The 21,521-nt window shown below is 39.2% G+C and carries 18 protein-coding genes and 1 pseudogene; 9 read left to right on the top strand and 10 right to left on the bottom strand.

The window, feature by feature from the left end; all coding sequences use genetic code 11:
- Positions 1-10: 10 nt before the first annotated feature.
- Positions 11-766 (top strand): hypothetical protein, encoded by a 756-nt coding sequence (locus tag PSR9079_RS18085; RefSeq protein WP_149982714.1) that lies wholly within the window; start codon positions 11-13, stop codon positions 764-766.
- A gap of 165 nt (positions 767-931) precedes the next feature.
- Here the strand turns inward: PSR9079_RS18085 and PSR9079_RS18080 are convergent, their stop codons facing one another.
- Positions 932-2,113: a PQQ-dependent sugar dehydrogenase gene (locus PSR9079_RS18080; RefSeq protein WP_149982713.1), complete on the bottom strand. Its 1,182-nt coding sequence runs from the start codon at positions 2,111-2,113 to the stop codon at positions 932-934.
- On the opposite strand from PSR9079_RS18080, the pseudogene PSR9079_RS18075 reads away from it, so the two are divergent.
- Positions 2,098-2,582: pseudogene (locus PSR9079_RS18075) on the top strand (hypothetical protein). The gene PSR9079_RS18080 and the pseudogene PSR9079_RS18075 sit on opposite strands and share 16 nt — an antisense overlap.
- A 93-nt stretch (positions 2,583-2,675) precedes the next feature.
- Here PSR9079_RS18075 and PSR9079_RS18070 read toward each other — a convergent pair.
- Complete coding sequence (locus PSR9079_RS18070) at positions 2,676-3,203, bottom strand: helix-turn-helix transcriptional regulator (RefSeq protein ID WP_145242241.1); 528 nt, start codon at positions 3,201-3,203, stop codon at positions 2,676-2,678.
- Between the two features lie 183 nt (positions 3,204-3,386).
- Between PSR9079_RS18070 and PSR9079_RS18065 the strand changes: the two genes are divergently transcribed.
- The 3 genes from PSR9079_RS18065 to PSR9079_RS18055 are packed head-to-tail and all read left to right on the top strand — an operon-like array spanning position 3,387 to position 7,812.
- A complete protein-coding gene (locus tag PSR9079_RS18065; RefSeq protein ID WP_246175602.1) occupies positions 3,387-4,439 on the top strand; it encodes a hypothetical protein in 1,053 nt (350 codons plus the stop codon).
- Complete coding sequence (locus tag PSR9079_RS18060) at positions 4,440-7,514, top strand: efflux RND transporter permease subunit (RefSeq protein WP_149982711.1); 3,075 nt, start codon at positions 4,440-4,442, stop codon at positions 7,512-7,514.
- Positions 7,507-7,812, top strand: a complete 306-nt coding sequence (locus tag PSR9079_RS18055) for a DUF3240 family protein (RefSeq protein WP_145242247.1) — start codon at positions 7,507-7,509, stop codon at positions 7,810-7,812. Before PSR9079_RS18060 ends, PSR9079_RS18055 begins: the two co-directional genes overlap by 8 nt.
- A gap of 155 nt (positions 7,813-7,967) precedes the next feature.
- Here the strand turns inward: PSR9079_RS18055 and PSR9079_RS18050 are convergent, their stop codons facing one another.
- Positions 7,968-8,432 carry a hypothetical protein gene (locus PSR9079_RS18050; protein ID WP_149982710.1) on the bottom strand — a complete coding sequence of 155 codons (465 nt, stop codon included), beginning with the start codon at positions 8,430-8,432 and terminating at the stop codon, positions 7,968-7,970.
- Positions 8,433-8,763: 331 nt separating this feature from the next.
- The gene (locus PSR9079_RS18045) at positions 8,764-10,386 is read right to left on the bottom strand and encodes a methyl-accepting chemotaxis protein (protein ID WP_149982709.1); all 1,623 of its coding nucleotides are present in this window, start codon (positions 10,384-10,386) and stop codon (positions 8,764-8,766) included.
- Between the two features lie 847 nt (positions 10,387-11,233).
- Between PSR9079_RS18045 and PSR9079_RS18040 the strand changes: the two genes are divergently transcribed.
- A complete protein-coding gene (locus PSR9079_RS18040; protein ID WP_145242251.1) occupies positions 11,234-11,518 on the top strand; it encodes a hypothetical protein in 285 nt (94 codons plus the stop codon).
- Between the two features lie 71 nt (positions 11,519-11,589).
- On the opposite strand, the gene PSR9079_RS18035 is transcribed toward PSR9079_RS18040, so the two are convergent.
- The gene (locus PSR9079_RS18035; protein WP_149982708.1) at positions 11,590-12,246 is read right to left on the bottom strand and encodes a nitroreductase family protein; all 657 of its coding nucleotides are present in this window, start codon (positions 12,244-12,246) and stop codon (positions 11,590-11,592) included.
- A 124-nt stretch (positions 12,247-12,370) separates the two neighbouring features.
- Between PSR9079_RS18035 and PSR9079_RS18030 the strand changes: the two genes are divergently transcribed.
- Entirely contained in the window at positions 12,371-13,309 is a 939-nt protein-coding gene (locus PSR9079_RS18030) for a LysR family transcriptional regulator (RefSeq protein WP_149982787.1), read from the top strand.
- 188 nt (positions 13,310-13,497) lie between these two features.
- Here PSR9079_RS18030 and PSR9079_RS18025 read toward each other — a convergent pair whose 3' ends face one another.
- Together PSR9079_RS18025 and PSR9079_RS18020 are read right to left on the bottom strand one after the other, a co-directional pair.
- On the bottom strand, positions 13,498-16,677 hold the full coding sequence (locus PSR9079_RS18025; protein WP_149982707.1) for an efflux RND transporter permease subunit: 3,180 nt from the start codon (positions 16,675-16,677) through the stop codon (positions 13,498-13,500).
- Between the two features lie 3 nt (positions 16,678-16,680).
- Positions 16,681-17,853 (bottom strand): efflux RND transporter periplasmic adaptor subunit, encoded by a 1,173-nt coding sequence (locus tag PSR9079_RS18020; RefSeq protein WP_149982706.1) that lies wholly within the window; start codon positions 17,851-17,853, stop codon positions 16,681-16,683.
- A gap of 126 nt (positions 17,854-17,979) precedes the next feature.
- Here PSR9079_RS18020 and PSR9079_RS18015 point away from each other — a divergent pair, with 126 nt between their 5' ends.
- On the top strand, positions 17,980-18,243 hold the full coding sequence (locus PSR9079_RS18015) for a YkgJ family cysteine cluster protein (RefSeq protein ID WP_149982705.1): 264 nt from the start codon (positions 17,980-17,982) through the stop codon (positions 18,241-18,243).
- Between the two features lie 44 nt (positions 18,244-18,287).
- Here the strand turns inward: PSR9079_RS18015 and PSR9079_RS18010 are convergent, their stop codons facing one another.
- Positions 18,288-20,144: a TonB-dependent receptor domain-containing protein gene (locus PSR9079_RS18010; protein ID WP_149982704.1), complete on the bottom strand. Its 1,857-nt coding sequence runs from the start codon at positions 20,142-20,144 to the stop codon at positions 18,288-18,290.
- A gap of 202 nt (positions 20,145-20,346) precedes the next feature.
- Between PSR9079_RS18010 and PSR9079_RS18005 the strand changes: the two genes are divergently transcribed.
- Positions 20,347-20,859: a peptide-methionine (S)-S-oxide reductase gene (locus PSR9079_RS18005; RefSeq protein WP_149982703.1), complete on the top strand. Its 513-nt coding sequence runs from the start codon at positions 20,347-20,349 to the stop codon at positions 20,857-20,859.
- Positions 20,860-20,872: 13 nt separating this feature from the next.
- Here PSR9079_RS18005 and PSR9079_RS18000 read toward each other — a convergent pair whose 3' ends face one another.
- Positions 20,873-21,232 (bottom strand): hypothetical protein, encoded by a 360-nt coding sequence (locus tag PSR9079_RS18000; protein ID WP_149982702.1) that lies wholly within the window; start codon positions 21,230-21,232, stop codon positions 20,873-20,875.
- Entirely contained in the window at positions 21,216-21,512 is a 297-nt protein-coding gene (locus PSR9079_RS17995) for a hypothetical protein (protein ID WP_149982701.1), read from the bottom strand. The genes PSR9079_RS18000 and PSR9079_RS17995 overlap by 17 nt, the downstream gene beginning before the upstream one ends.
- Between the last annotated feature and the right edge of the window lie 9 nt (positions 21,513-21,521).

The following is a 21,521-nucleotide window of genomic DNA, read 5'->3' as shown; positions in this document are numbered from 1 at the left end:
TTGTTTTATAATGTATAAGCACCTATTTATATTCACTTTTATTTTTTTAGTTTCAGCGTGCCAATCGGTTCAAAGGGGAGGTGCTGTTCCTTTAGGTTCAAATGAAAAAATTAAACTAGATGTATTAAATATCGATTGGAATGATTGGAGTTTAGCTATAGGGGATCGAAGAATTGAAGGTTCAGGTTTTGTTATTACTAATTGGGTTAATACGTCGGATGATGTAGGGCTGCGTTATGGGGTTCTTGGCGTTATAGCATCTGATTTGTCTAATGAAAAGCACATGAAAGGCAGTTTAGAGCTCGACTTAAAAGAGAACTTTGATTTAGCGAGCACTTTGTTGAATTCGCTAAATAGCATTCAAATTTTAAAAGAATCAGTAAAGTCTATTCACTTAAATGAAAATCTTCATAAACAAGTTATAACACTTGAGCCATGGTGCGTCATTTTTACCGACGAAAAAAGCACAAGGTTTTTACCTCAGCTCAAAGCCGTCCTTAAGTCTAAAACAGGTAATGTAATTTGGGAAGGCAACTATGGGCCAATGAATCCCAGTAAGCCTTTTATTTTAGGCAACTCGATGACTCACGACGATATTAAAACATTACAGACTCAATTAGATGTTGCCTATGAGGAGATTGCAAACCAGTTACTTGCAAATATTCAAGGCAAAGGAAGTTATGTCAGTAAAGAAGAAAGTGAAAAGTTCACTAACGATTTATTAAATAGCATAACCATTGAAATAGACGAAAGCCAATTTAACTAACTCACCTTGATTGTATTTAATCAGAAATATGCATCGCAAAAACCAATAAAGTCAGGTCTTTCTTTTTGACTTTCGCTCAAACAGCAAAAAATAAGACCTGATAATCATATAAAAAGCTCGTCGAGTATTTAGATACAGTTGTGTTGAACGATCTAGTCAAGCTAATCACTTTGGCGTTATCAGCAGCAATTTTGCATCTTTTCCATCGGTTAACACCGCGATATTACCCTCGGTTGTAACAAATACATCCCGCAAACGCCCAGTTACCTCTGGTAAAACATGAGTCTGGGTAAGTTCACCATTCGCTAAATTAACGCTGTAGAGCTTTTTATCGACCAGCGTAGTGATTAGCACATGCTGTTGTAGTGAGGGAAAAGCTAAATGATTTGAGCCATAATAAGCCATGCCAGAAGGGGCGATTGAGGGCGTCCAATCAACCGTTGGTTTAGCCATTCCAGGGTATTCTCTAAACGGTGAAATACGTGCTTGTGAGTAATCATCTCCGTTGGTGATCACCGGCCAGCCGTAATTGGTGCTTGGGGTTAAATAGTTTAGTTCGTCGCCGCCTGCGGGGCCGTGTTCGTGGCTAACAATTTGCTGTGTATCGTAATCATAAACCAAGCCTTGCAAGTTACGGTGCCCGAGTGAGTACACAGCATGAGCTGCAGGATTTTTGTGATTAATAAATGGGTTATCGTTTGGTATCGTGCCGTTTAAGTTTATGCGTAATGTTTTGCCAAGTTGACTGGTCATAACCTGTGCTTGCTCACGGTAGTCAAAGCCATCGCCACTTGAAAATAATAAGGTATTATCGGGTAGGACAAGGGCGCGGCCTGAGTAATGTTGTGGTGTGTCTTTATCAGTGGCAACTCTATAAATAATTTTTGGCGTTGAAAATTGCGCACCATCAAACGTAGCTTTGGCAATAACGAGCCTGTTTGCATCAAGCTCACCTTGAGCGTAAGTGAATATAATTTCTTTTGATTCACTGTAATTTGGCGAAAGCACTATATCGAGTAGGCCGCCTTGACCTGCAACGTATAAGCCCTCGAAATCTAGTTTAACTCGGGTTTGTTGGTTGTTTTTAATGATAACAATATGACCATCACGTTCTGTGACTAACCAGGTATTGTTTGGGAGTTTAACCATGCTCCACGGTGAATTGAGTCCCGTTGCTAAGGTATCAGCAGTGTATTGCTGTTTTGGTAACTCGGCACTGGCGTTACAAGAAAACGCTAAAAGCGAGAGTAGAGTAATACAACGTAGAGATTGTTTACCCTGCAAGCCTTTGCTACTGTAAGAAAAAAGTTTCATTTTAAATTGAGATAACCATGTCGTTTTTAACACGTATACTCCCTTCATTTTTAGTTTCTTGGTTACTTACATTTACACTCGCTAGCTTGTTTCATAGTCAATACGTTGTCAATCAATTAGTTAATGTGGGTGTTGTGGTGGGCTTTAATGACCGTGTTAACTTAACCCTTGAAGATTGGCTCGGCTTGCTACCGACCTATGGCGCTATTATTGCTATTGCACTATTGCTATTGCACTTGCTATCGCGTTTTTGGTTACCTGGCTTATTGCTAAAAAAGTTAAAAAACAAGGTGCGCAATTATTTGTAATTGCGGGTATTGTGGCGTTTGCTACGGCTTTAATTGCTATTGAGTCAATTATGAATATTACTATTATAGCGGGCGCAAGAGGCTGGGGTTTTTATATGCAGCTGCTTGCAGGGGCTGTAGGGGGTTATGTTTTTGCTAAGTTGAGCAATGGTTGTCATAGTAAAATGAACTCATCTAGTTTTACACAGAGATAATCATTAAGGTTTTTAATTATTCCTTAAGATTTAATGCGCAGCGGATGCAAAGCTATAGAAATAACCAGAGGCCTCACCTTTGTAGCTTGTCAATTAATTGAGGCTTGAACTTGTTGGTTGGTATTGTCCTTGTTGCATAAAGTCTTCTAAAAACCATGCAGCAAACTCATGTCGGCCTTCTACATCGGCTTTGCTGTAAATATCGGACGCTTGTTGACGAACGGTTTTTTCTTTTGTGCTTCTTAGTGCGCTTATTTCTTTAAAGCTTAAGCCTTTAAGTAACAACATCGCGACTTCTTGCTCACTGCGGGTCAATGTCCACTGTGAAAATTGAGTTTGAATAACGCCGCTGTATTCATGGCGTGCATCCATCATTGCTTGTGATATGTTTTTAAGTTCTTTTTTTGAATGCACTAATTCTTGTTTCAGCGCATTAATATTAGCTGTACGCGCACGAATGTCTCTAATTAAGTAAATAGCACAGGCTGCAGAGATAACGACGATCAAGCCTTCGGAAAAAATATGCCACTGCGGCACCCCTAAACGTATATCTGTTAGCACATCAAAAAAATTCAACACCATTATTACTAACAATGTAGCCGCTATTAGCTTATCTCTCATTAAAACCTCTACTATCAATGCATTATAATTACAATGGACAAATGTACCATGCTGTAAATTAAGCTGTTTTTAGGAACGTTACGGCGTATGCCTGATGATTTAACAGCATAAAAAAGTCATGGTTGATTCTATAAAATTAATCAAATGTGAACAAACGAAATGCTGTTAAATTTTACAAAAAAAATGCGTCATTTTTTGCGTATTCAATATACGTTATTTTTCTTCTCTACGGTGGCTTTATTAACATTTAATCCTGTGTTTGCTTCGCAAAATTTAGCACCTGTAGGGCTTTCGTCACTCAGTGGTTTTGATGTTGAATTTGCGCCGATTCAAAAAACAGAGTTTATTAACGGGCAAAGTTTAATTGGTGAAGTCAATTTCAAACCCGGGGTCAATTATACGGTGCTGTTTGCGTTTGATGTACAGCAGGTTCGTTACTTATACCCTAACGGCAGCATGGTAGAAAAAGGCGCCACTATCGCAAGCGTTGAGGGCAGTGATGTTCACCATTTTTTAGATGCCTATCAATCAGCAAAAGACATGCTCGCTATTGCTAAAAGCCATTACGACATAAACCAACAGCACTTAAAAAACAAAATAATAAGAAGCTCTGAATGGGTTGAAATCACAAAAAGCTATTTTGAAGCCAAGCTAAACTTTGAACATATGCAACATCAAATGGCATTTTTAAACATTGATGATAATGAAAACGTGACCTTAGTGAGTCCAAAAACGGGAATTTTAAAACTCACCAATGAGTCGGAAAATCGTATGATGGGTGACACCGCGTTTGATATTATCGATGCAAGTAGTATTCGCGTTAAGATTAAAGTCCCTCTTAGTTTTACCAACACGTTAGCGCATTTTAAGCTGTCACAAAGTTGCAGCTTAAATATTGAGAGCTATGACAGTATTGCAGATAAATACCATCAAATTGTGTGGGCGACACCAAGCTCAAATGAGTGCCAGCTGACACTGGGGCAAACCATCAAAGTCACACCGGTAAATAAATTAACGGGCTTTAAAATAGCAAAGTCAGCGGTGTTTGAATTTGAAGATGTTAATTACATTGCTTTGAAGTCTGGCGATAACCTTGAGTTACTACCGATTGAGCTCAAAGGTTCACAAGGCAAAGACTATGTATTTACTGCCAATAAAAACCTAGATGATCAGCAGGTACTAATAAGCTCGGTAAGTGCGCTACAAGGTATGTTGCTTCACTTAGGGAGAGAGTAAATGTTAAACCAGCTTATTAAGTTTTCACTTACTCAGCGTTTGTTTGTTAGTATTTTTGTTATTGTTGCTATGGCCATTGGTGCTAAATCTTGGTTAAGTATTCCAGTAGATGCTTTTCCAGAAATATCGCCCACCCAAGTTAAAATAGTGTACAAATTACCCGGCATGAACGCCCTTGAAATAGAATCGCAAGTAACACGAGTGATTGAAACCGAATTACTGGGTATTCCGTCACAGCAAATGCTGCGCTCTACCACTAAGTATTCTATTACCGATATTACCATTGACTTTGAAGAGGGCACCGACATTTATTGGGCGCGTCAGCAAGTGAATGAGCGTTTATTAAATATTTTACCCACCTTGCCCAGTAATATTAGTGGCGGCATGGCGCCAATGAGCACGCCTTTGAGCGAGGTGTTCATGTTTACCATAGAAAGTACTCACTTATCGCTGATTGAAAAAAGAGAGCTTTTAGATTGGCAAATTCGTCCATTATTGCGCACTGTAACCGGCGTTGCTGATGTAAATAGCCTTGGCGGCTTTTCAAAAACCTATGAAATACTTCCCAATACTTTATTGATGCAACAGCATCAAGTCAGCTTTGATGAAATGAAGTTGGCAATCACGCAAACGAATCAAAACGGTGGCATAGGGCGCTTAGAAAAAGGCAACGACACCTTAATTTTGCGCACTGAGGGCAAATACACCGATATAACCGCCATTGAAAATACCGTGATTAAGTCCACTCAAAATAAGGTTATTAGGTTAAGTGATATTGCCACGGTACACGTTGGCAGTTTAACCCGTTATGGCGCAGTTACTAAAAACAGTGAAGAGGCGGTACAAGGGCTTATAATTGCGCTTAAAAATAGTAATACAGCGCAAGTTGTTGCAGATGTAAAAGATAAACTTCGCACCATTGAAGCTTCATTACCGCAAGGCACAAAAATTAATGTGTTTTACGACCGCTCTAACTTAATAAATACCGCAATTAGCACCATTACCAGCGCATTAGGCCAAGCGATTATTTTAGTGATAGTGCTACTTGCCTTGTTTTTAGGCGATATTCGCTCTTCATTGGTGGTGTCTTTGTCTTTACCTATGTCGGCATTGCTGACATTTATAATGATGAAGCAGTTTGATTTATCGGCTAATTTAATGAGTTTAGGCGGCTTAGTGATTGCTATTGGTATGCTGGTGGACTCATCGGTAGTTATTGTTGAAAACATAGTGAATCGGTTGGCTAACAATCAGCACCTCCCTCGGCTGCATGTTATTTATCGCGCATGTAAAGAGGTCGCGACGCCAGTGTTCTCAGGCACAATTATTATAATTATCGTGTTTTCACCGCTATTAATGCTTACAGGGTTAGAAGGTAAGTTATTTACCCCAGTGGCGTTAACTATCGTGTTTGCCATGCTAAGTGCGCTGTTGTTGTCGTTAACGGTTATTCCAATTTTAGCCTCGTTGTTATTAAAAAATGAACCCGTAACCCAGCCTAAAATGGTCACGCTATTACAAGGTTTTTATACTAAAACACTTGCCCAAGCAATTAAAAAGCCGGTGGCAATAAGTGTTATATCGGTCGCTGTTTTAGTGCTCAGTGGGGTGTTATTTCAGGGGCTTGGCAAAAGCTTTATGCCCGTTTTAGATGAAGGCGACATTATTGTACAACTGGAAAAATCGCCGAGTATTTCCTTGCAAGCCTCGCTGGATATCGATAAACAAATTGAAGCCACACTGTTAAAAAACACCCCAGAAATCGTACAAATTGTTGCCCGTACCGGCTCCGATGAACTCGGGCTTGATCCTATGGGGTTAAACGAAACCGATGTGTTTATGGAATTAGCGCCAAAAGATACATGGCGTTTTGACTCCAAAGCGCTGCTAATCGAGGATGTTCGACAAACTCTTGCGCAATTTCCAGGGGTAAATATTGGCTTTACTCAGCCAATACAAATGCGGGTATCAGAAATGCTCACCGGTGGCACCGGTGATATTTCGATTAAAGTATTTGGTAATGACATTGCGACACTTGCCTCATTAGCTGAAAAAGTCACTGCACTTGCCACTAATATTGACGGCGCAAGTGATGTGCAAATGGCGCTTATTGAAGGGGGTAAATACGTAAATATTAAACTTATTCCTGAGGTTGCCAGTCAGTTTGGTTTAACCACCGAAGGATTAAGCGATTATTTAAAGTCGCAATTAGAAGGCCTACAGGTATCGGCACTGCAAGAAGGAAACCGCGTGATCCCAATTGTGTTTAATGCACAAAAAGGCGAAAGCGCAGCACACTTTGAGTTATCGTCAATGAGCGCATTAAAGCAAAAGCTAATTTTAATGCCCGACAACAGCCTACTACCACTTGAAGAGGTGGCTAATATTAGCTTTAAAACGGGGCCATTGTTAATAGAGCGAGAAAAAGCAAAGCGCTTTGCTTCTGTAAGCGTAAATGTGGATAACCGGGATGTGGTTAGTTATGTAAATGAACTGGAAGCTAAAATTAATAGCAGCATAAAATTACCCAGTGGTTATACCTTGTCGTTTGGTGGCGAATTTGAAAGCCAGCAACGTGCAACACAAAACTTGCTGGTGCTTATTCCGGTGGCATTAATACTGATTTTCATTATTTTATTTACCACGTTTAAATCGTTATCTAAATCAACGCTGATAATTGCTAATATTCCGTTTGCGTTAATGGGGGGAGTGATTGCCCTATTTATTAGTAATGAATACCTCTCGGTGCCTGCATCGGTTGGTTTTGTTGCTTTACTTGGCGTAGCGGTACTCAATGGTATTGTGATGATCAGCTACTTTGAGCAAATGAAAATGTTTTCTGCCAATGTAACTCAGCGCATTTTAGATGGCGCAAGCAGACGCCTTCGCCCAGTGTTAATGACAGCCACAACCGCAATGTTTGGTTTACTGCCACTGGTATTTGCCACCGGCCCTGGCGCTGAGATTCAAAAGCCATTGGCGATTGTGGTTATTGGCGGGTTAATTACCTCAACAATTACAACACTTTATTTATTACCTATCTTTTATGGTTGGTTGGAGAAAAAACATGGCTGAACAGTTACTTTTTACCTTAAATGTACCCACAAACATAAAAGATGAAGTGGTTGATATATTAATTGGCATAGACTGCATTACCGGCTTTAACTTAAAAAACATTGAAGGCTACAGTAAAGAGCACAGTGAATTTGATATTGCCGAGCAAGTAGAAGGGCATCGCAGTTTTTATCAGTTTGAGGTGCATATATTATTAGCGCAGCTGCAAACAATTAAAACGGCATTAAGCCCTGTGTGCCAATATACCCCATTAAAATATTGGGTTACGCCTATTGTTGAAAGCGGGCACCTTCGGTAGTGTAGTTAGAATTATAGGCTGTTGCTTCGAGCAGCCTCTTTTTATAACTAAATACAAAATAGTTAAAAAGAGGTCACAATATTGCTATAATTTAATATTGTTCGAAAAAGTTATTAGTGTAGATCTAGCAACTTTACTATGCCATTGCTAAAGTGCTATTTAGCAATGCTAGCTTTTTCATTCGTGCTTAGGTTCGGTTCGCAATATGCGTTATCTACAGGCTCTAGAGTTACTTTACTTCCAGCATTTACTACTACACATTGCGTATTTTTTTCTAGTTTGTGCTTTTGAATAACAGTAAAGTCACCTTCGTTAGCTGCGTATAAGTTGTACTGGTATGCGGTATTTCCGCCTTCAAACAGGGCAGTAAATAAGCCCCCGACGAGGCCGCCAATAATTGCGCCGCCTACCATTTCTTCAGTATTACCATCTAGGTTGTCAACGAAGCCGAAGCCTGCGCCTGCTGCGATGCCTGTACCTACCTCAGATGATAGCGTTACTTGCTGCATTGACCCTACAGTAGCGTAATAGCGTTTAATCATTTGATTTTGATCATTACGGTCAATGCCTTGTGATGCACAGCCGGAAAGTAATAAAAAGATGAGTAAGCTTTTTTTCATGAGATGATTCCATTTATGTTCATGTCGATAAGTTATTATCATAGCGGTCAAAATTGAAAAAATATGTGTGGGCTTCGTGTGTTGTTGTTTTAAGTTGTAAGAAAGTGTGGGTAACCTTGTTTGCGACATAGATAAGTTAATGCGTTGTTTAGGCGAGAATTCAATAATACTTTTGTTGGTATGGTTTTATTTTTATTTATGAAGAGCAGGGTAGTTTTAGCAGATTAATTGAGTAGGTATGTACTTTATTACAACACACAATAGCAAACTCATGCTTGATATTGTGTGTTGTAATAAAATAATAAATTCGTAAATTCTTACATTTGATTAGTTAAATAGTAAATCGTAATACAAGGTTATTGAGTTGCTCTGCTAATTTTGCAAGCTCAGTACTAGAAGCATTCGTTTGCTCCGAACCATCAGAGCTTTGAATTGATAAGTCGCGAATATAAACTAAATTTTTATCTACTTCCCTTGCAACGGTTGTTTGCTCTTCAGCAGCGCTAGCAACAGTTATATTTTGATTACTAATTTGACTTATCAAACCGGTTATTTCGCTAAATGCCGCTCCTGCATCATTTGCTATCAGCAGCGTACCTTCAGCTAGTTGATTACTGTTATTCATATTCACAACAGCTTGGCTTGTCTCTGACTGAACAGTCTGAATCATTTGCTCAATTTCTTTAGTAGATTCTTGTGTTCGATGAGCAAGAGCTCTTACTTCATCAGCTACGACAGCAAAACCGCGACCACTCTCTCCAGCGCGTGCAGCTTCGATAGCGGCATTTAATGCTAACAGATTCGTTTGATCTGCTATCGCTCTAATCACATCAAGTACTGACTCTATATTTTTTATATTTGCGGCTAAGGTGGTAATACCAGCTGCTGAGTTTTGGATCTCTGAAACCAATGAACCTATTGTTTTGATGGTTTCGTTTATTTTAGCCTGACCTAACTGTGCTTTTTCATCCGCAACCTCAGCATTATCACTCGTAGAGTTTGCACTACGCGCAACCTCTTCAATGGCTGCTGTTAGTTCATTAACCGCCGTAGCTGCCTGCTCTAGCTGATCTCTTTGTTGGGTTGCAATTTGTGTAGACTGGTTAGTTACAACCGTTAACTGTTCAGAGGTTGTAGCCAGTTGCTGAGACGAACCACCAATTTGTGAAAGTGTTTCGCGTAATTGATTTTGCATGTCAGCTAATGCTTGAAGCATTTCACCCGCTTCATCGCTGTGAGAATCATTAATTCTTTCAGTTAAATCGCCTTTAGCCACGCGTCTTGCAACTGCAACAGCATAACGTAACGGGAGTGTTAAGCTGCGGCTGTAAAAGAAAGCAATAACACTGAGCAACACTAAAGTAATCACAATGCCACTAATAAGTGCTGCTTTTGAATTAAGGTATGTTTGCGTTGCTTCATCATTTATCTGATTAGCTCGAAGAATTTGATATTGAGATAATTTCTCTAATTCAGATATTAACAGCTCAGCAGCGGGCATAACTTTTTTACGTCGAAAAGTTAACGCTTCCTCTTCATTTTGTTGCTCATAAAGTCGAAACAACTTAGTAAATGTTGCAGTAAATTCATCATGCAAATTTATAACGTTATCGAGTTGTCTACGCGCCTCATCTGAACGAACTAAAGCTGCCATGCGTTTTTCTGCACTTTTATAGTCACGTTCTTCTTTGTCTAATTGTCGTTGTATATCATTTCGTTCTTGTTGAGTTTTAGCGTCAGAAATTTCAGTAATCAATAGCTGTGTATGCAGTGAATATCGTTCTAACTCAACCGCTGTTGTGAGTGCAGGAATTCGATGCAGGCTAATGACATCTGATATAGAGTTCAATTGTGATAATTGCATAATGGAAAATACCCCCAGAATCAGAGTAATCAAACCCAAAACCCCAAATGCCAAGGCTGAGCGCATGCCTATTTTTATATTTCTGATCATTGTTTACCTATATAAATGTTTTTTATTTGTTGCAGTATTTAATAGCATGCTGCAATAACTGGATGGATTTGTTTACTGATAACGATCATTTCTAGATATCATTCAATGATACTTTTAAATGAGTGTGATCTAGTAATGTGGTTGTCATTGCTCTATTTAAAACTCTTTAATTAGCCTAAAAAGTAACATTGTACAAAAATACTTTTTTAATGCTTTGTAATTAGATTTTACGGGTTTTAGGCTCCATATAAAAATAATTAATATGAGTTGTAACAGCCATGTTTAAGACATCTAAATTTGATTTTATCAAAATTAATTTTAATTATACTATTATATACTATGGTTTGACGTTGTTTCTATACCTGAATTAAATATAATAATTAACTGAATAAGTTGCTTTTTTAAACACATTAATGCTTACAATTTGATTGCAATTCATTGTCTTTGTTAAATTAATAGTTTCTTTATTGGTTTTTATTTGATTTCTTTAACAAAATTACTGCTAAAGTCAGTTGGCTATCTATACTATTGTTATTGCAAGAAAATTTTAGGGAAGTTCCCTGAATATAAAACGGTGCATAGTATTGTGTCTGATGTGCATGTGCATTAGTGAAAAGTGAACCTATAAGCTTGATTTATATGGGCAAGGTTTGCGGGGAGTTATGGAGGCAAGCCTGTAAAAGCGGTTTTCTTAGATAAAAATTTTTTACCATTATTTACTAACTAACAGGTTGCGTGGAGCGCATACTTTGTTTAGTAAAAGTATTTATAAGATAGTTACCCAACAATCTATAAATATCAATTTTTATGGTTTCTATATGACAATTAAAAACGAGGATGTTACAAGATGAAATTAGTTACGACTATATGTTTTACTTTGACGATGTTATCAGGCTGTATCGTTGTACCAACTAAGGACATGTCAGCAGTCAATAAATGTGAAATATCTTCTGACCGTAAGACATTAAAAATAATTAATGGCTTTGAGGATACCAATACCTACTATTCAATTAGTGGGATATTATTAGTCCCTATTACAGGCGTTGTATCTGGCGCCTATGTAGCAATAAATAATATATATCATCTTGGCGAAGAAAAAATTGTTTGTGGAGCTGCCAAAGAGAGCACATAGCAGAGGCTATAATGCAAAAAGCTTGTTTAAGTGAGCCTGTAACAGGCTCTTCTTAACCGGTAATGTAAAACTTAAACCACTTGAATAATTTGATCTTGACTCAAACGTGATTTTGGAAGCTTAGCATTATAGTCGGTTTGTGTTTCGTGATAACCAATGACAAGTGCGACTTCACAAATATAACCATCTAACTCATCCGCAAAAAGTTCACTAATTAGCGCGCTATCTACGCCTTCCATTGGTGTTGAATCAATACCTAAGCGCGCAACAGCATGCATAGTATTTCCAAGTGCAAGGTAAGTTTGTGTTTTGGTCCATGCGGCATTATTGCCAGCTGCGTCAGTATTTAAGTCAACAAATGCGTATGCACCAAAGGCTTGCTCGCGATTTTCTGCTGGCGTACGGCCATTGGCGATATCAGTGTCAATCACTTTTGCATAATCTTCTCTGGTGTATTTCGGGTTGTAAGCAAACAAAATAATGTGTGATGCAGTTTTAATATGCGGCTGATTAAATTGAAACTTGTTAGCGAAAGTATCATGCATACGTTGTTTTGCTTGCTCAGACTCAATAACAATGAATTTCCATGGCTGCGAATTAATTGATGACGGAGATAAACGCATAGCTTGATAGATCACAGCTAAATCTTCTGCCGATACACGTTTAGTTGCATCATATTTTTTTGCTGTGTAACGCGCTTCTAAGTCGGTAATAATCGGGTGTGTCATAATTGGTTCCTGTAGCGAATAGCTTTATTTAATAAAAGCCCTTGAATGAGGCAGATGATAGCGCTTGCATTACTTTTGATAAACAGCATAATTATTGAATCATTATCAAATATATTTAGATAATATGCAGATTGACGATTTAAAACTTATTTTGAAAGTTGCTGAATTTAAAAGTATTACCCTTGCAGCGGCAAAACTTGATATGCGTACAGCAACCGCCAGTGCTGCTATCAAACGGGTAGAATCAACATTAGGTGTAGACCTATTTGTGCGCACAACACGTCATCTAAGGCTTTCTGCCGCAGGGGAGCGCTATATCCCACAGTGTGAGCAAGCAATAGCGATACTTGAGCAAGCTCGGCAGAACCTAAAAGGCGAACATGATGAGATTGAAGGTGAGTTAAGGGTTGCATTATCTTCTGATCTTGGCCGTAATTTAGTTATCCCTTGGATTGATGAAATTATGGATAGTTACCCGAAGGTGAGCTTGCGCGCACATATTAGTGATAGTAACGTGGATTTCTACCGAGATTCGGTGGATATAGCACTGCGTTATGGCTCGCCAACTGATGCCAATGTTTACGGATTTAAAATTTGTAATATTCCACGTTTGTTATGCGCCTCACCTGACTATATAAAACGCTATGGTGCGCCTATGCACCCAGATGATTTAGCACAGCATCAAGGGTTATTTTATCAACTGCAAGATATTATCAATAACGCGTGGGAATTCACCGACGGGCAAAAAAAATACAAAGTAAAAATGCAAGGCAAGCGCGCCTCTAATGATGGTGATTTAGTCAGGCGCTGGTGTGTTGCTGGCAAAGGGCTTGCCGTAAAATCGGCATTAGATATTGCTGATGATCTACTTAACGATAGGGTAGTTACAGTGATGAATAATTACCAGCATACCTGTGGTGAGCTGTGGTTAATTTGTCCAAGCCGCCAATCAATAACGCCTGCAGTGCGTTTATTGCGTGATGTATGCAGAGAAAAAGCACGTACGATGATAAGCCAACTAATTGATAAAGGTATACTTGAACCTAGTGTTCTGGAAAATTAATTACCTAACACACTCTGCAATAAAATCAGTCAATTCAACATCAAAAGGGATTGACAGTTTTTTACAGAGTCATTTTTATTTATATTTTCTACGATTTCGTTTAAAGATAATTCCTTCAACGTTTTTTGATTCAAATAAAAAAGCCCGAACTGTATACAGCTCGGGCTAGTTGGTTGGGATATCAAATTTTATAAAGGTGAGCGGTTTATTATAGTATTCACTTTGCTATGAATTGATTCACCATCTACCAGCGCTTCTTTTCCACGCCATTTACGAATTAATCGTTTAGCATCTTCTAGTGCGACATATTGACATGGGATCAGGATCAGCGTGATCACCGTGGCAAATAACACACCAAAGGCCAGTGATACTGCCATTGGGATGACAATTTTAGCTTGTAAGCTGGTTTCCATAATGATTGGTAACACGCCAATAAAGGTAGTGATTGAGGTGAGCATAATCGCTCTAAAACGACGTGCACCAGCTTGCATTACTGCGTCTTTTATTGCTACGCCATCAGCACGTGCTTTATTAACAAAGTCCACCATTACTAATGAATCGTTTACAACAACACCGGCTACAGCAATGATCCCGAAAATTGATAAGCCACTCATAGTCATGCCTAAAATCATATGGCCAAACATGGCACCAATAACCCCAAATGGGATCACTGACATAATAATCAATGGTTGTGAGTATGAGCGTAGTGGGATTGCCAATAACGCGAAGATAATCATCATTGAAAGAGCAAAATCACGCACTTGCTCAGCAACGCTATCCATTTCTTCTTGAATACGTCCAGCAACACTACTTTGTACACCAGGGTAGTTTTTCAGTAGTGCCGGTAAGTACTCATCACGTATTTCTTCAGCAATGGCAAAAGGTTCAACTTGGTCGGTATCAACTGCTGCCCATACGTTAACAGTACGCTTTGAGTTTTCGCGGCGAATACGGTTTACACCATCAACCAGTTTTACATCGGCAATTTCAGCCAAAGGTACTTCTGCGCCACTAGGTGTAATGATACGAGCACTGGCGATATCGCTGATCGAGTTACGTGCTTCTTCAGGGTAGCGGATCATTACTTTCACTTCTTCGCCGTCACGTAGAATACGCTGTGCTTCAAGGCCGTAGTAACTAAAGCTGACTTGTGAGGCAACATCGGCAAGGGTTAAACCCATGCTGTACGCCAGTGGTTTTAAGTCAAGCTGTACTTCATCTGTAGCGCTTTGCATTGAGTCATTTACATCACCCACACCTTCCATGGTGTTGAGTTTTTCTTTAAGTTTTGCTGCTACTTCTTTTAATTGTTTGGCATCCTTTCCTTCTAGGCGGAAGCTCACATCACCGTCGTCTCGACCACCATTCATAATACTGTCTTGAATGGTTAGTGTTTTCACGCCCGGTAAAGGAGGCATTTGTTCACGCCATAGTGCGCTCAATGCAAAGGTATCGATAGGGCGTAACTCAGGATCAATTAATACCGCCATAATACTGGCATCGGTACGTCCACGTAAGCTAACGGAAAGATCGCGTACCATAGCTGTGCCATATTGCTCTTTAAGTTGTTTATCAACATTGATAATAACTTGCTCTATTTTTTGCGCGGTTTCTAGGGTTGCTTGTTCAGACGATGCTAAGTTCATTTCGACTGAGATACGTGGAAAGTCATGAGGAATTTTAGGGTTCGCTACAAACTTCACTAAACCACCGGCAAACATCCCAGCACTGACAATTAATACACAAATAAAACCAATAATTACGGTATAACGATAATGAATACAATGGCCAATAAATGGCGTGTAATAGTTATCAACAAACCGTTTTAAACCGCCATCCATCACTTTACGGAGGCGATGTAATGGGTTTTTCGGATTTGGTTCTCGGTGTTTCATTGCTGCTATGTGGGCTGGTAAAATAAGTTTTGATTCAATCAGAGAGAAAATCAAACACAGAATAATAACCCCGCCAATGGCTTTTGAAAACGCAGCACCAGGGCCACTTGCTAAAGTTTGCGGTAAAAAAGCGGCGATGGTAGTTAATACACCGAAGGTGGCAGGCATTGCGACGCGTTTAACACCACGTACTACGTTATCAAGAGAGTGGCCATGTTTTTCAATTTCAGCACTGGCTGATTCACCTACGACGATGGCGTCATCAACCACAATACCTAGCACTAATATAAAGGCAAATAGTGATGCTAAGTTGATGGTGACATCTAAAAAGCCCATCGGCATCATTAGAAATGCGCCAAGGAATGACACAGGTAAACCCATCATCACCCAAAATGCTAAGCGTAGGGGTAAAAATAGCGCAAGTACCACCATAACCAATAGACCACCCCACACCATGTTGTCGATCATCATGTCTAATCGACCCTCTAGGTAGTAGGTTAAATCGACAATCGGCGTGAGTTTAACACCCGCTGGAAGTTGACCTGCTTTATCATTAAGGTACTGCTTAAGAACTTTTGCAACTTTGGTAATATCTTGATCTTTTGAGGCATTTACTTCAAACGACAAGGAATTTTTACCATTGTATTTAGAGTATTGTAAGCCTTCTGCAAAGCCATCGTTAATGGTTGCTACATCGCCTAAATACACTTGTGCACCATCAGGTAGTAATATCAATGGCAGTTTGGCAAATTCATCACCTCGGTAAGCTTGTTTTTCAACCCGCATCGAAATATAGCCGTTTTCAGAGCGAATCTGACCTGCAGACATATTGGCTGAAAAAGCACGCACTGCATTCGCAATGTCTCTAAAAGTTAAACCATACTCACGAAGTTTATCAGGGCTAACTTCAATACCAATTTCATAATCAAGGCCACCATTAAATTCAACTAAGTTAATTTGTGGCAGTGCTTGCAGTTCGTCTTTGATATTGTTGCCAAGTTCTTTGAGCTGATAATTGCTCATGTCACCGTATAAGGCGAGGATCATTACTTCTTGCTCAAACTTATCATGGCGCACAATAGGACGCTCCATGTCTGCAGGGAAGGTGTTGATTGCATCAACCTGCATTTTTACTTCATCGAGCACTTCTTTAGTATCATATTTTTCTTCAATTTCGATCCACGCTTGAGAATAACCGCGGTTTGAATAAGTAATTTTCCGTTTAATACCCTCTAGGCCTTCGAGAGCTTCTTCTACCTTGATGGTGATGCCTTCTTCTACTTCTTGTGGGGCAGCACCTGGGTAGACAGCTTGGACGCTGATCCAGTTATTTTCAAATTGTGGGAACATTTGTTTGCGAATAGAAAACGCGGTTAAAATACCACCCACTAAAATAAAAATCATTAATAGGTTTGCTGCAACAGGATTGCGAGCAAACCAGGCAATTAAGCCTTTTTCGCTATGGATGGTCATGCTCTATTCCTCTTTCAGTGCAAGTTGAGTTGCAGCTGCAGGTTTATCAGAGTCATTTAGCTTTACTTGCATGCCTTCAGTTGGGAAATCTAAAGCCGAGGTGATCAATTGCTCACCATCATTTAAGCCTTGTGAAGCGATGACCATGCCATTTTGCTCTCTAATAATATTAAGAGGTTTGAACGAAAGGGTTAAATCATCATTCATTACCACTATTTTACCGTTTTTCACTAAGTGATGAGGAACGATAATCGCATTATCAAGCTCGCGGCCAGAAATGGTCGCATTGATATAAGAGCCAAAGCGCAGCGGTTGCTCACTGTCATAAGGTGTATTTACTTGCGCCACTAAATAGCTCATACGACTTTTTTGATCAATAACACCTTCGCTGCGGACAATTTTTGCCTGCCAAGTAGTTGGCTTACCAGCATAGTCTGCACTGAGTGTTACATTCGCGCCGATACCGCTATCGATTAGGTATTGTAATTCTTTATCTGCCACAGGAAGGCGAATTTCAGCCACTAAGGTTGAACTGAGAGCGCCAAATTGGCTTCCAGGATTAACTACGCTGCCTAAACTAATTGCACGTTCAGAAATAATCGCATCATAAGGCGCTTTTATGTATGTGCGCTCTAAATTACGTTTTGCGCGTTTTTCAGATGCCTGTGCTGCACGGTAACGCGCTAGTTTTTCGGCTAATTGTGGTTTGCGTAAATATAATTGAGATGGGATCATTTGATTTGAATCGTCTTTTATTCGATCCCACTCTGCCTGTGCTACATGAGCTTGCGCTCGCTCAATTTCTAGATCAGAGCTGGCTTGCGCCATGCCTGCTTGGGCTTCAATTAACGCAGCTTCATAATCATTTGGATCTATACGTGCTAGAATATCGCCTTGTTTGACAAATCCACCTTGCACAAATTGCTCAGAGACAAATACCACTTGACCGCTTACTTGCGCAACCAGTGGGGTGTGATCTTTTGCTTTTACTACACCATACGATTTTACGTCTAGCGTAATTGCATCAAGGTGAACTGCGTTAACTGATACCAGAGGGCGTGTATCTTGTGCTGGCTTTTCTTCTGGCGGTTGTTTCATTGCTGAAAACGCAACCGCAAGACCTACACCGGCGACTAATACGGCAATAGGTAGAATTATTTGTTTTTTAGTAGCCACAGGGCTTTCCTCATAATTAGGTGACACAGCAATTATAATGAATAAAGTGTTTACAAGGCGTATTAAGATGTAACAAGTCATTACACAATTAACAAATTAGCGAAATAGATTACAAAAGGGGCAAAGATGAATACATCACCAATGACGTGTCGACTCGGGTGTGGGGCTTGTTGTATCGCACCAAGTATTAGCTCACCAATTCCGGGGATGCCTAATGGCAAAAAAGCAGGAGAGCGCTGTATTCAGTTAGATAACAACAATTTATGTAAGTTATTTGGTGATGAAAGGCGGCCAAAAGTATGCAGTGATTTTAGTGCGACGATTGATGTGTGTGGAACAACGAATGCGCAAGCGCTGCAATTAATTACCGAGCTTGAACAAATGACATAAAAAAACCGCATCTTAAAAATGCGGTTTTTATACATATTTTTTATTTACCAGCTATAAGTTGCAGTTAGTGTGTATTGCTCACCGCGGCCAGGTGTGCCTGGAATTTCCTCAAACGATTCATCCCAAAGGTTATCTGCTGCTAAAGTAATAAAGAAGTTTTGCAGTATCGGTGGCGTTACTTTTAACGTCAGCTGAGTAAACAAGGCTTCATCATCAGAGCGTCGCAGCGCATTTTTATGCTGTTTACGCCATTCATTATCAATCCGAAACTCTAATATATCCGTCGGGCTCCATACAGCACCAAGAGTTAAACGGTGATCAGGGAAGTTTAAGGCATAAAAGCTTGCATCGACATCTGGCGAGCCATAGGTTTCTGATTTATGGAGGTAGGTGTAACTGGCTATAATTTCAGTATTTTCAAATTGCTTAGTGGCTAAAAATTCAAGGCCAGCGGTATCAATATCAACCGGTTCTGCAAAACGCGCTGAGGTTGAATCAAAGCTAAATGTCCAGTCAGTTAAGTTATTATCTTGGCGGTAAAAAATAGCCGAATTAAGCTGCCAACTTTGTTGTTCTAGTAATAAACCCAGTTCTAAGTTTTTGGTGGTTTCACGCTCAAGGCTATAATTACTTCTAAACAATCCACCAGAGTCATTGCCACCAATAGCAGTATAACCTGCAACTTGACTGGCCTCAGCGTAGGATAAATAAAATGTCCGCTCAGTGGCGTTACTATTAATTGTATTGAATGTGATATCACCTATCAGCGACAATTGTGAGTCATCGCGGTTGGTATCATCGAAGGCTGCGCCTAAACGCACTGTTAGCTGCTGATTGTTCTCAAGAGCCATAGTGTATTCTGGCAATACACTGATTTTATAATAGTTACGCGAAGTAAAGTTATTCTCAAGCGTGGTTGATTCAATGGAATCTTCAATAAATTGTGCTGAGTAGTTTAGTGAGAACACATCGTTTTGAGCATGTCGCCCAGAGATGGCGAATGATTTAACTTCTGTTTCGTGAAAAGCTTCAAACGCGCTTGGGTTTTCACGAGAGTAAATATAATGGTCGTTATTTTTTCGATAATAAGCTGATACTTCAAACTCACTGTTTGTTGCATAACTTTGTTTATGGTTAAGCATTAACAGTTGCGTTTCTAAGTCTTCTGTTTCATTCACGCCAAATGGGGTATAGAGGTTCGGCCAGCCAAAAAATTTCTCTTGTGAGCCAAAAAATAAATCAGTTTGTGAATCTGCACTCGTTAATTGCACACGAGCTGTAGCGCGATTAAAATCATGATCGCCAAAATCAATTGAGCCATCGCTTTGTGAATGAGAATATTCCCCTTCAAAACCTAGGCGCCAATCGGCGATTGTATCTAAAGGGATACTTTTACCAGCATGAATACTCTGTAAATTAAAGTCGTTAGTGCCGACACCTACAGATACACTGCCACCAGTGGTAATTGGCTTCCAACCAAACGACACAGTACCTACTGAGCTATTTACACCGTAAAGTGCATTATCAGCACCGGTCAATACACTTGCGCCAGTGAGCATTTGTGGTGCAATAGGAATTTCTGCAAAATAATGGCCTGATTGCGGATCGAGTAAAGTAGCACTGCCGACTCTAAAACCGGTGTTTTCAAAGATACCGCCACGAATAGTAACATCAGCTTGTGCTTCTGCCATGTTACGTGATTGCAAATCAACACGAGGGTCATACTCTAAATTTGATATAGGTGAGTCAAAGGTACCCACAGGTAACGTATTTGCTGTAGGTGATACCTCGATTGTTATTTGCTCAATGGTTGTCGATTCTTCAGAGTCATCTGCCGCATAAGCAACATTTGATATGCTGGCAAGTACTAAGGGTATGATAAGGTGCGAGGTACGGTTCATGTTGTTTTTCTCATATTCTTTATGTGCGATTGCGCTATAAATTAAAGTCGTAACACTTTTTATAGCGTGATAAAATAGCAAAATTAAACAGTCACGATTTTTGGCGCTATTGTACATTAATTCGAAAAAACTGCATTTGATAATCATTCTTAAAATGAAAGCATTACACTGTCTTTGCTTGTTAAATATATTAGGTCCCTCTATGAATGAAAAACAACCAGCTGACTTTTATGCTCGCCAGCAAACTATTTATTTTGCGGGAGGGTGTTTGTGGGGCGTGCAAGAGTTTATGAAGCACTTACCCGGAGTAGTTATTACAGAAGCAGGGCGGGCTAATGGTACAAGTGATAATACACAAAGTGAGTACGATGGTTATGCAGAGTGTGTCAAAGTCATTTTTGATACTGATGCTGTCACGCCTAATAAACTAATTGATTATTTCTTTGAAATTATTGACCCATACAGTATCAATAAGCAAGGTGATGATGTGGGTGAAAAATACCGCACGGCTATTTATAGTGAAGAGCAAAGTCACTTAACGTTAGCAAGCGATTATATCAGCCAACGAGATGATGCCGAGAGAATAGCTGTACAGGTTAAACCGCTAACAAATTATATCCCCAGCGATGCAGAGCACCAAGACCGATTAACTAACCACCCAGATGACTATTGTCATTTACCCTTTGAGTTATTATATAAGTACAAAGCGAGTTAATTAAAACTATTGTTTATTTTTTCTTTGAACTTTTTTTGTTTAGCTTTTTCTCTTTTTTACGAGGGAACATATCTCTAATTAAGTAAGGTACCGCTAAAAAAAAGATCCCACATCCTAAGTAAAAAAGAAGGTTAAAAAGATAAGCAAATGGAGAGGTCGAGAAAAAATAAACCTCAGATTCAACTCGATAATCTGTTGGTGTATGAACATAACCGTCGTATATAGATTTTACTGCGATTATTATAAGTAATAACCCTAAAGAAAAAGAAAACAAAGTGAATGCTACTTGGTTCAACAGCATTCTAGTATTACTAATATTAGCGTGTTTTATTTTTTGCTTCTTTTTTGTTTTTTTATTATTTGACCGTTTCATGCTTACCAAAAAAAGTAATAATTATAGCTATAATAATTCCAACAAAGCCTACGGTTGAGAAAACTAAACTATATTCACTTTTAATACTGAAAATATTTAGCAAGCTAGTTATTAATAAAAGTGATACTCCAAGTTTTTTTAAAACTTCTAGTGTTTTATTCAAACGTATCCATGTTTGACAATATGGGCACTCTACTTCAAAAAACATCCCTTTTTTTATAGTGTTTTTTATATCTGTACTATTAATTTTATTCTGACAACTAGGGCATGTAGGTTTCATTTTAATCCT

Source organism: Pseudoalteromonas rhizosphaerae, from assembly GCF_902498845.1.
GTDB lineage: Bacteria > Pseudomonadota > Gammaproteobacteria > Enterobacterales > Alteromonadaceae > Pseudoalteromonas > Pseudoalteromonas rhizosphaerae.
This window is presented reverse-complemented; position numbering and strand designations above follow the sequence as displayed.

Bases quoted from the DNA above. Each gene is read 5' to 3' on its own strand.
- PSR9079_RS18085 (WP_149982714.1), top strand. From the start codon at position 11: ATGTATAAGCACCTATTTATATTCACTTTTATTTTTTTAGTTTCAGCG.
- PSR9079_RS17995 (WP_149982701.1), bottom strand. From the start codon at position 21,512: ATGAAACCTACATGCCCTAGTTGTCAGAATAAAATTAATAGTACAGAT.
- PSR9079_RS18010 (WP_149982704.1), bottom strand. From the start codon at position 20,144: ATGAACCGTACCTCGCACCTTATCATACCCTTAGTACTTGCCAGCATA.
- PSR9079_RS18025 (WP_149982707.1), bottom strand. From the start codon at position 16,677: ATGACCATCCATAGCGAAAAAGGCTTAATTGCCTGGTTTGCTCGCAAT.
- PSR9079_RS18040 (WP_145242251.1), top strand. From the start codon at position 11,234: ATGAAATTAGTTACGACTATATGTTTTACTTTGACGATGTTATCAGGC.
- PSR9079_RS18015 (WP_149982705.1), top strand. From the start codon at position 17,980: ATGAATACATCACCAATGACGTGTCGACTCGGGTGTGGGGCTTGTTGT.
- PSR9079_RS18000 (WP_149982702.1), bottom strand. From the start codon at position 21,232: ATGAAACGGTCAAATAATAAAAAAACAAAAAAGAAGCAAAAAATAAAA.
- PSR9079_RS18030 (WP_149982787.1), top strand. From the start codon at position 12,371: ATGCAGATTGACGATTTAAAACTTATTTTGAAAGTTGCTGAATTTAAA.
- PSR9079_RS18070 (WP_145242241.1), bottom strand. From the start codon at position 3,203: ATGAGAGATAAGCTAATAGCGGCTACATTGTTAGTAATAATGGTGTTG.
- PSR9079_RS18055 (WP_145242247.1), top strand. From the start codon at position 7,507: ATGGCTGAACAGTTACTTTTTACCTTAAATGTACCCACAAACATAAAA.
- PSR9079_RS18035 (WP_149982708.1), bottom strand. From the start codon at position 12,246: ATGACACACCCGATTATTACCGACTTAGAAGCGCGTTACACAGCAAAA.
- PSR9079_RS18065 (WP_246175602.1), top strand. From the start codon at position 3,387: ATGCGTCATTTTTTGCGTATTCAATATACGTTATTTTTCTTCTCTACG.
- PSR9079_RS18060 (WP_149982711.1), top strand. From the start codon at position 4,440: ATGTTAAACCAGCTTATTAAGTTTTCACTTACTCAGCGTTTGTTTGTT.
- PSR9079_RS18005 (WP_149982703.1), top strand. From the start codon at position 20,347: ATGAATGAAAAACAACCAGCTGACTTTTATGCTCGCCAGCAAACTATT.
- PSR9079_RS18050 (WP_149982710.1), bottom strand. From the start codon at position 8,432: ATGAAAAAAAGCTTACTCATCTTTTTATTACTTTCCGGCTGTGCATCA.
- PSR9079_RS18045 (WP_149982709.1), bottom strand. From the start codon at position 10,386: ATGATCAGAAATATAAAAATAGGCATGCGCTCAGCCTTGGCATTTGGG.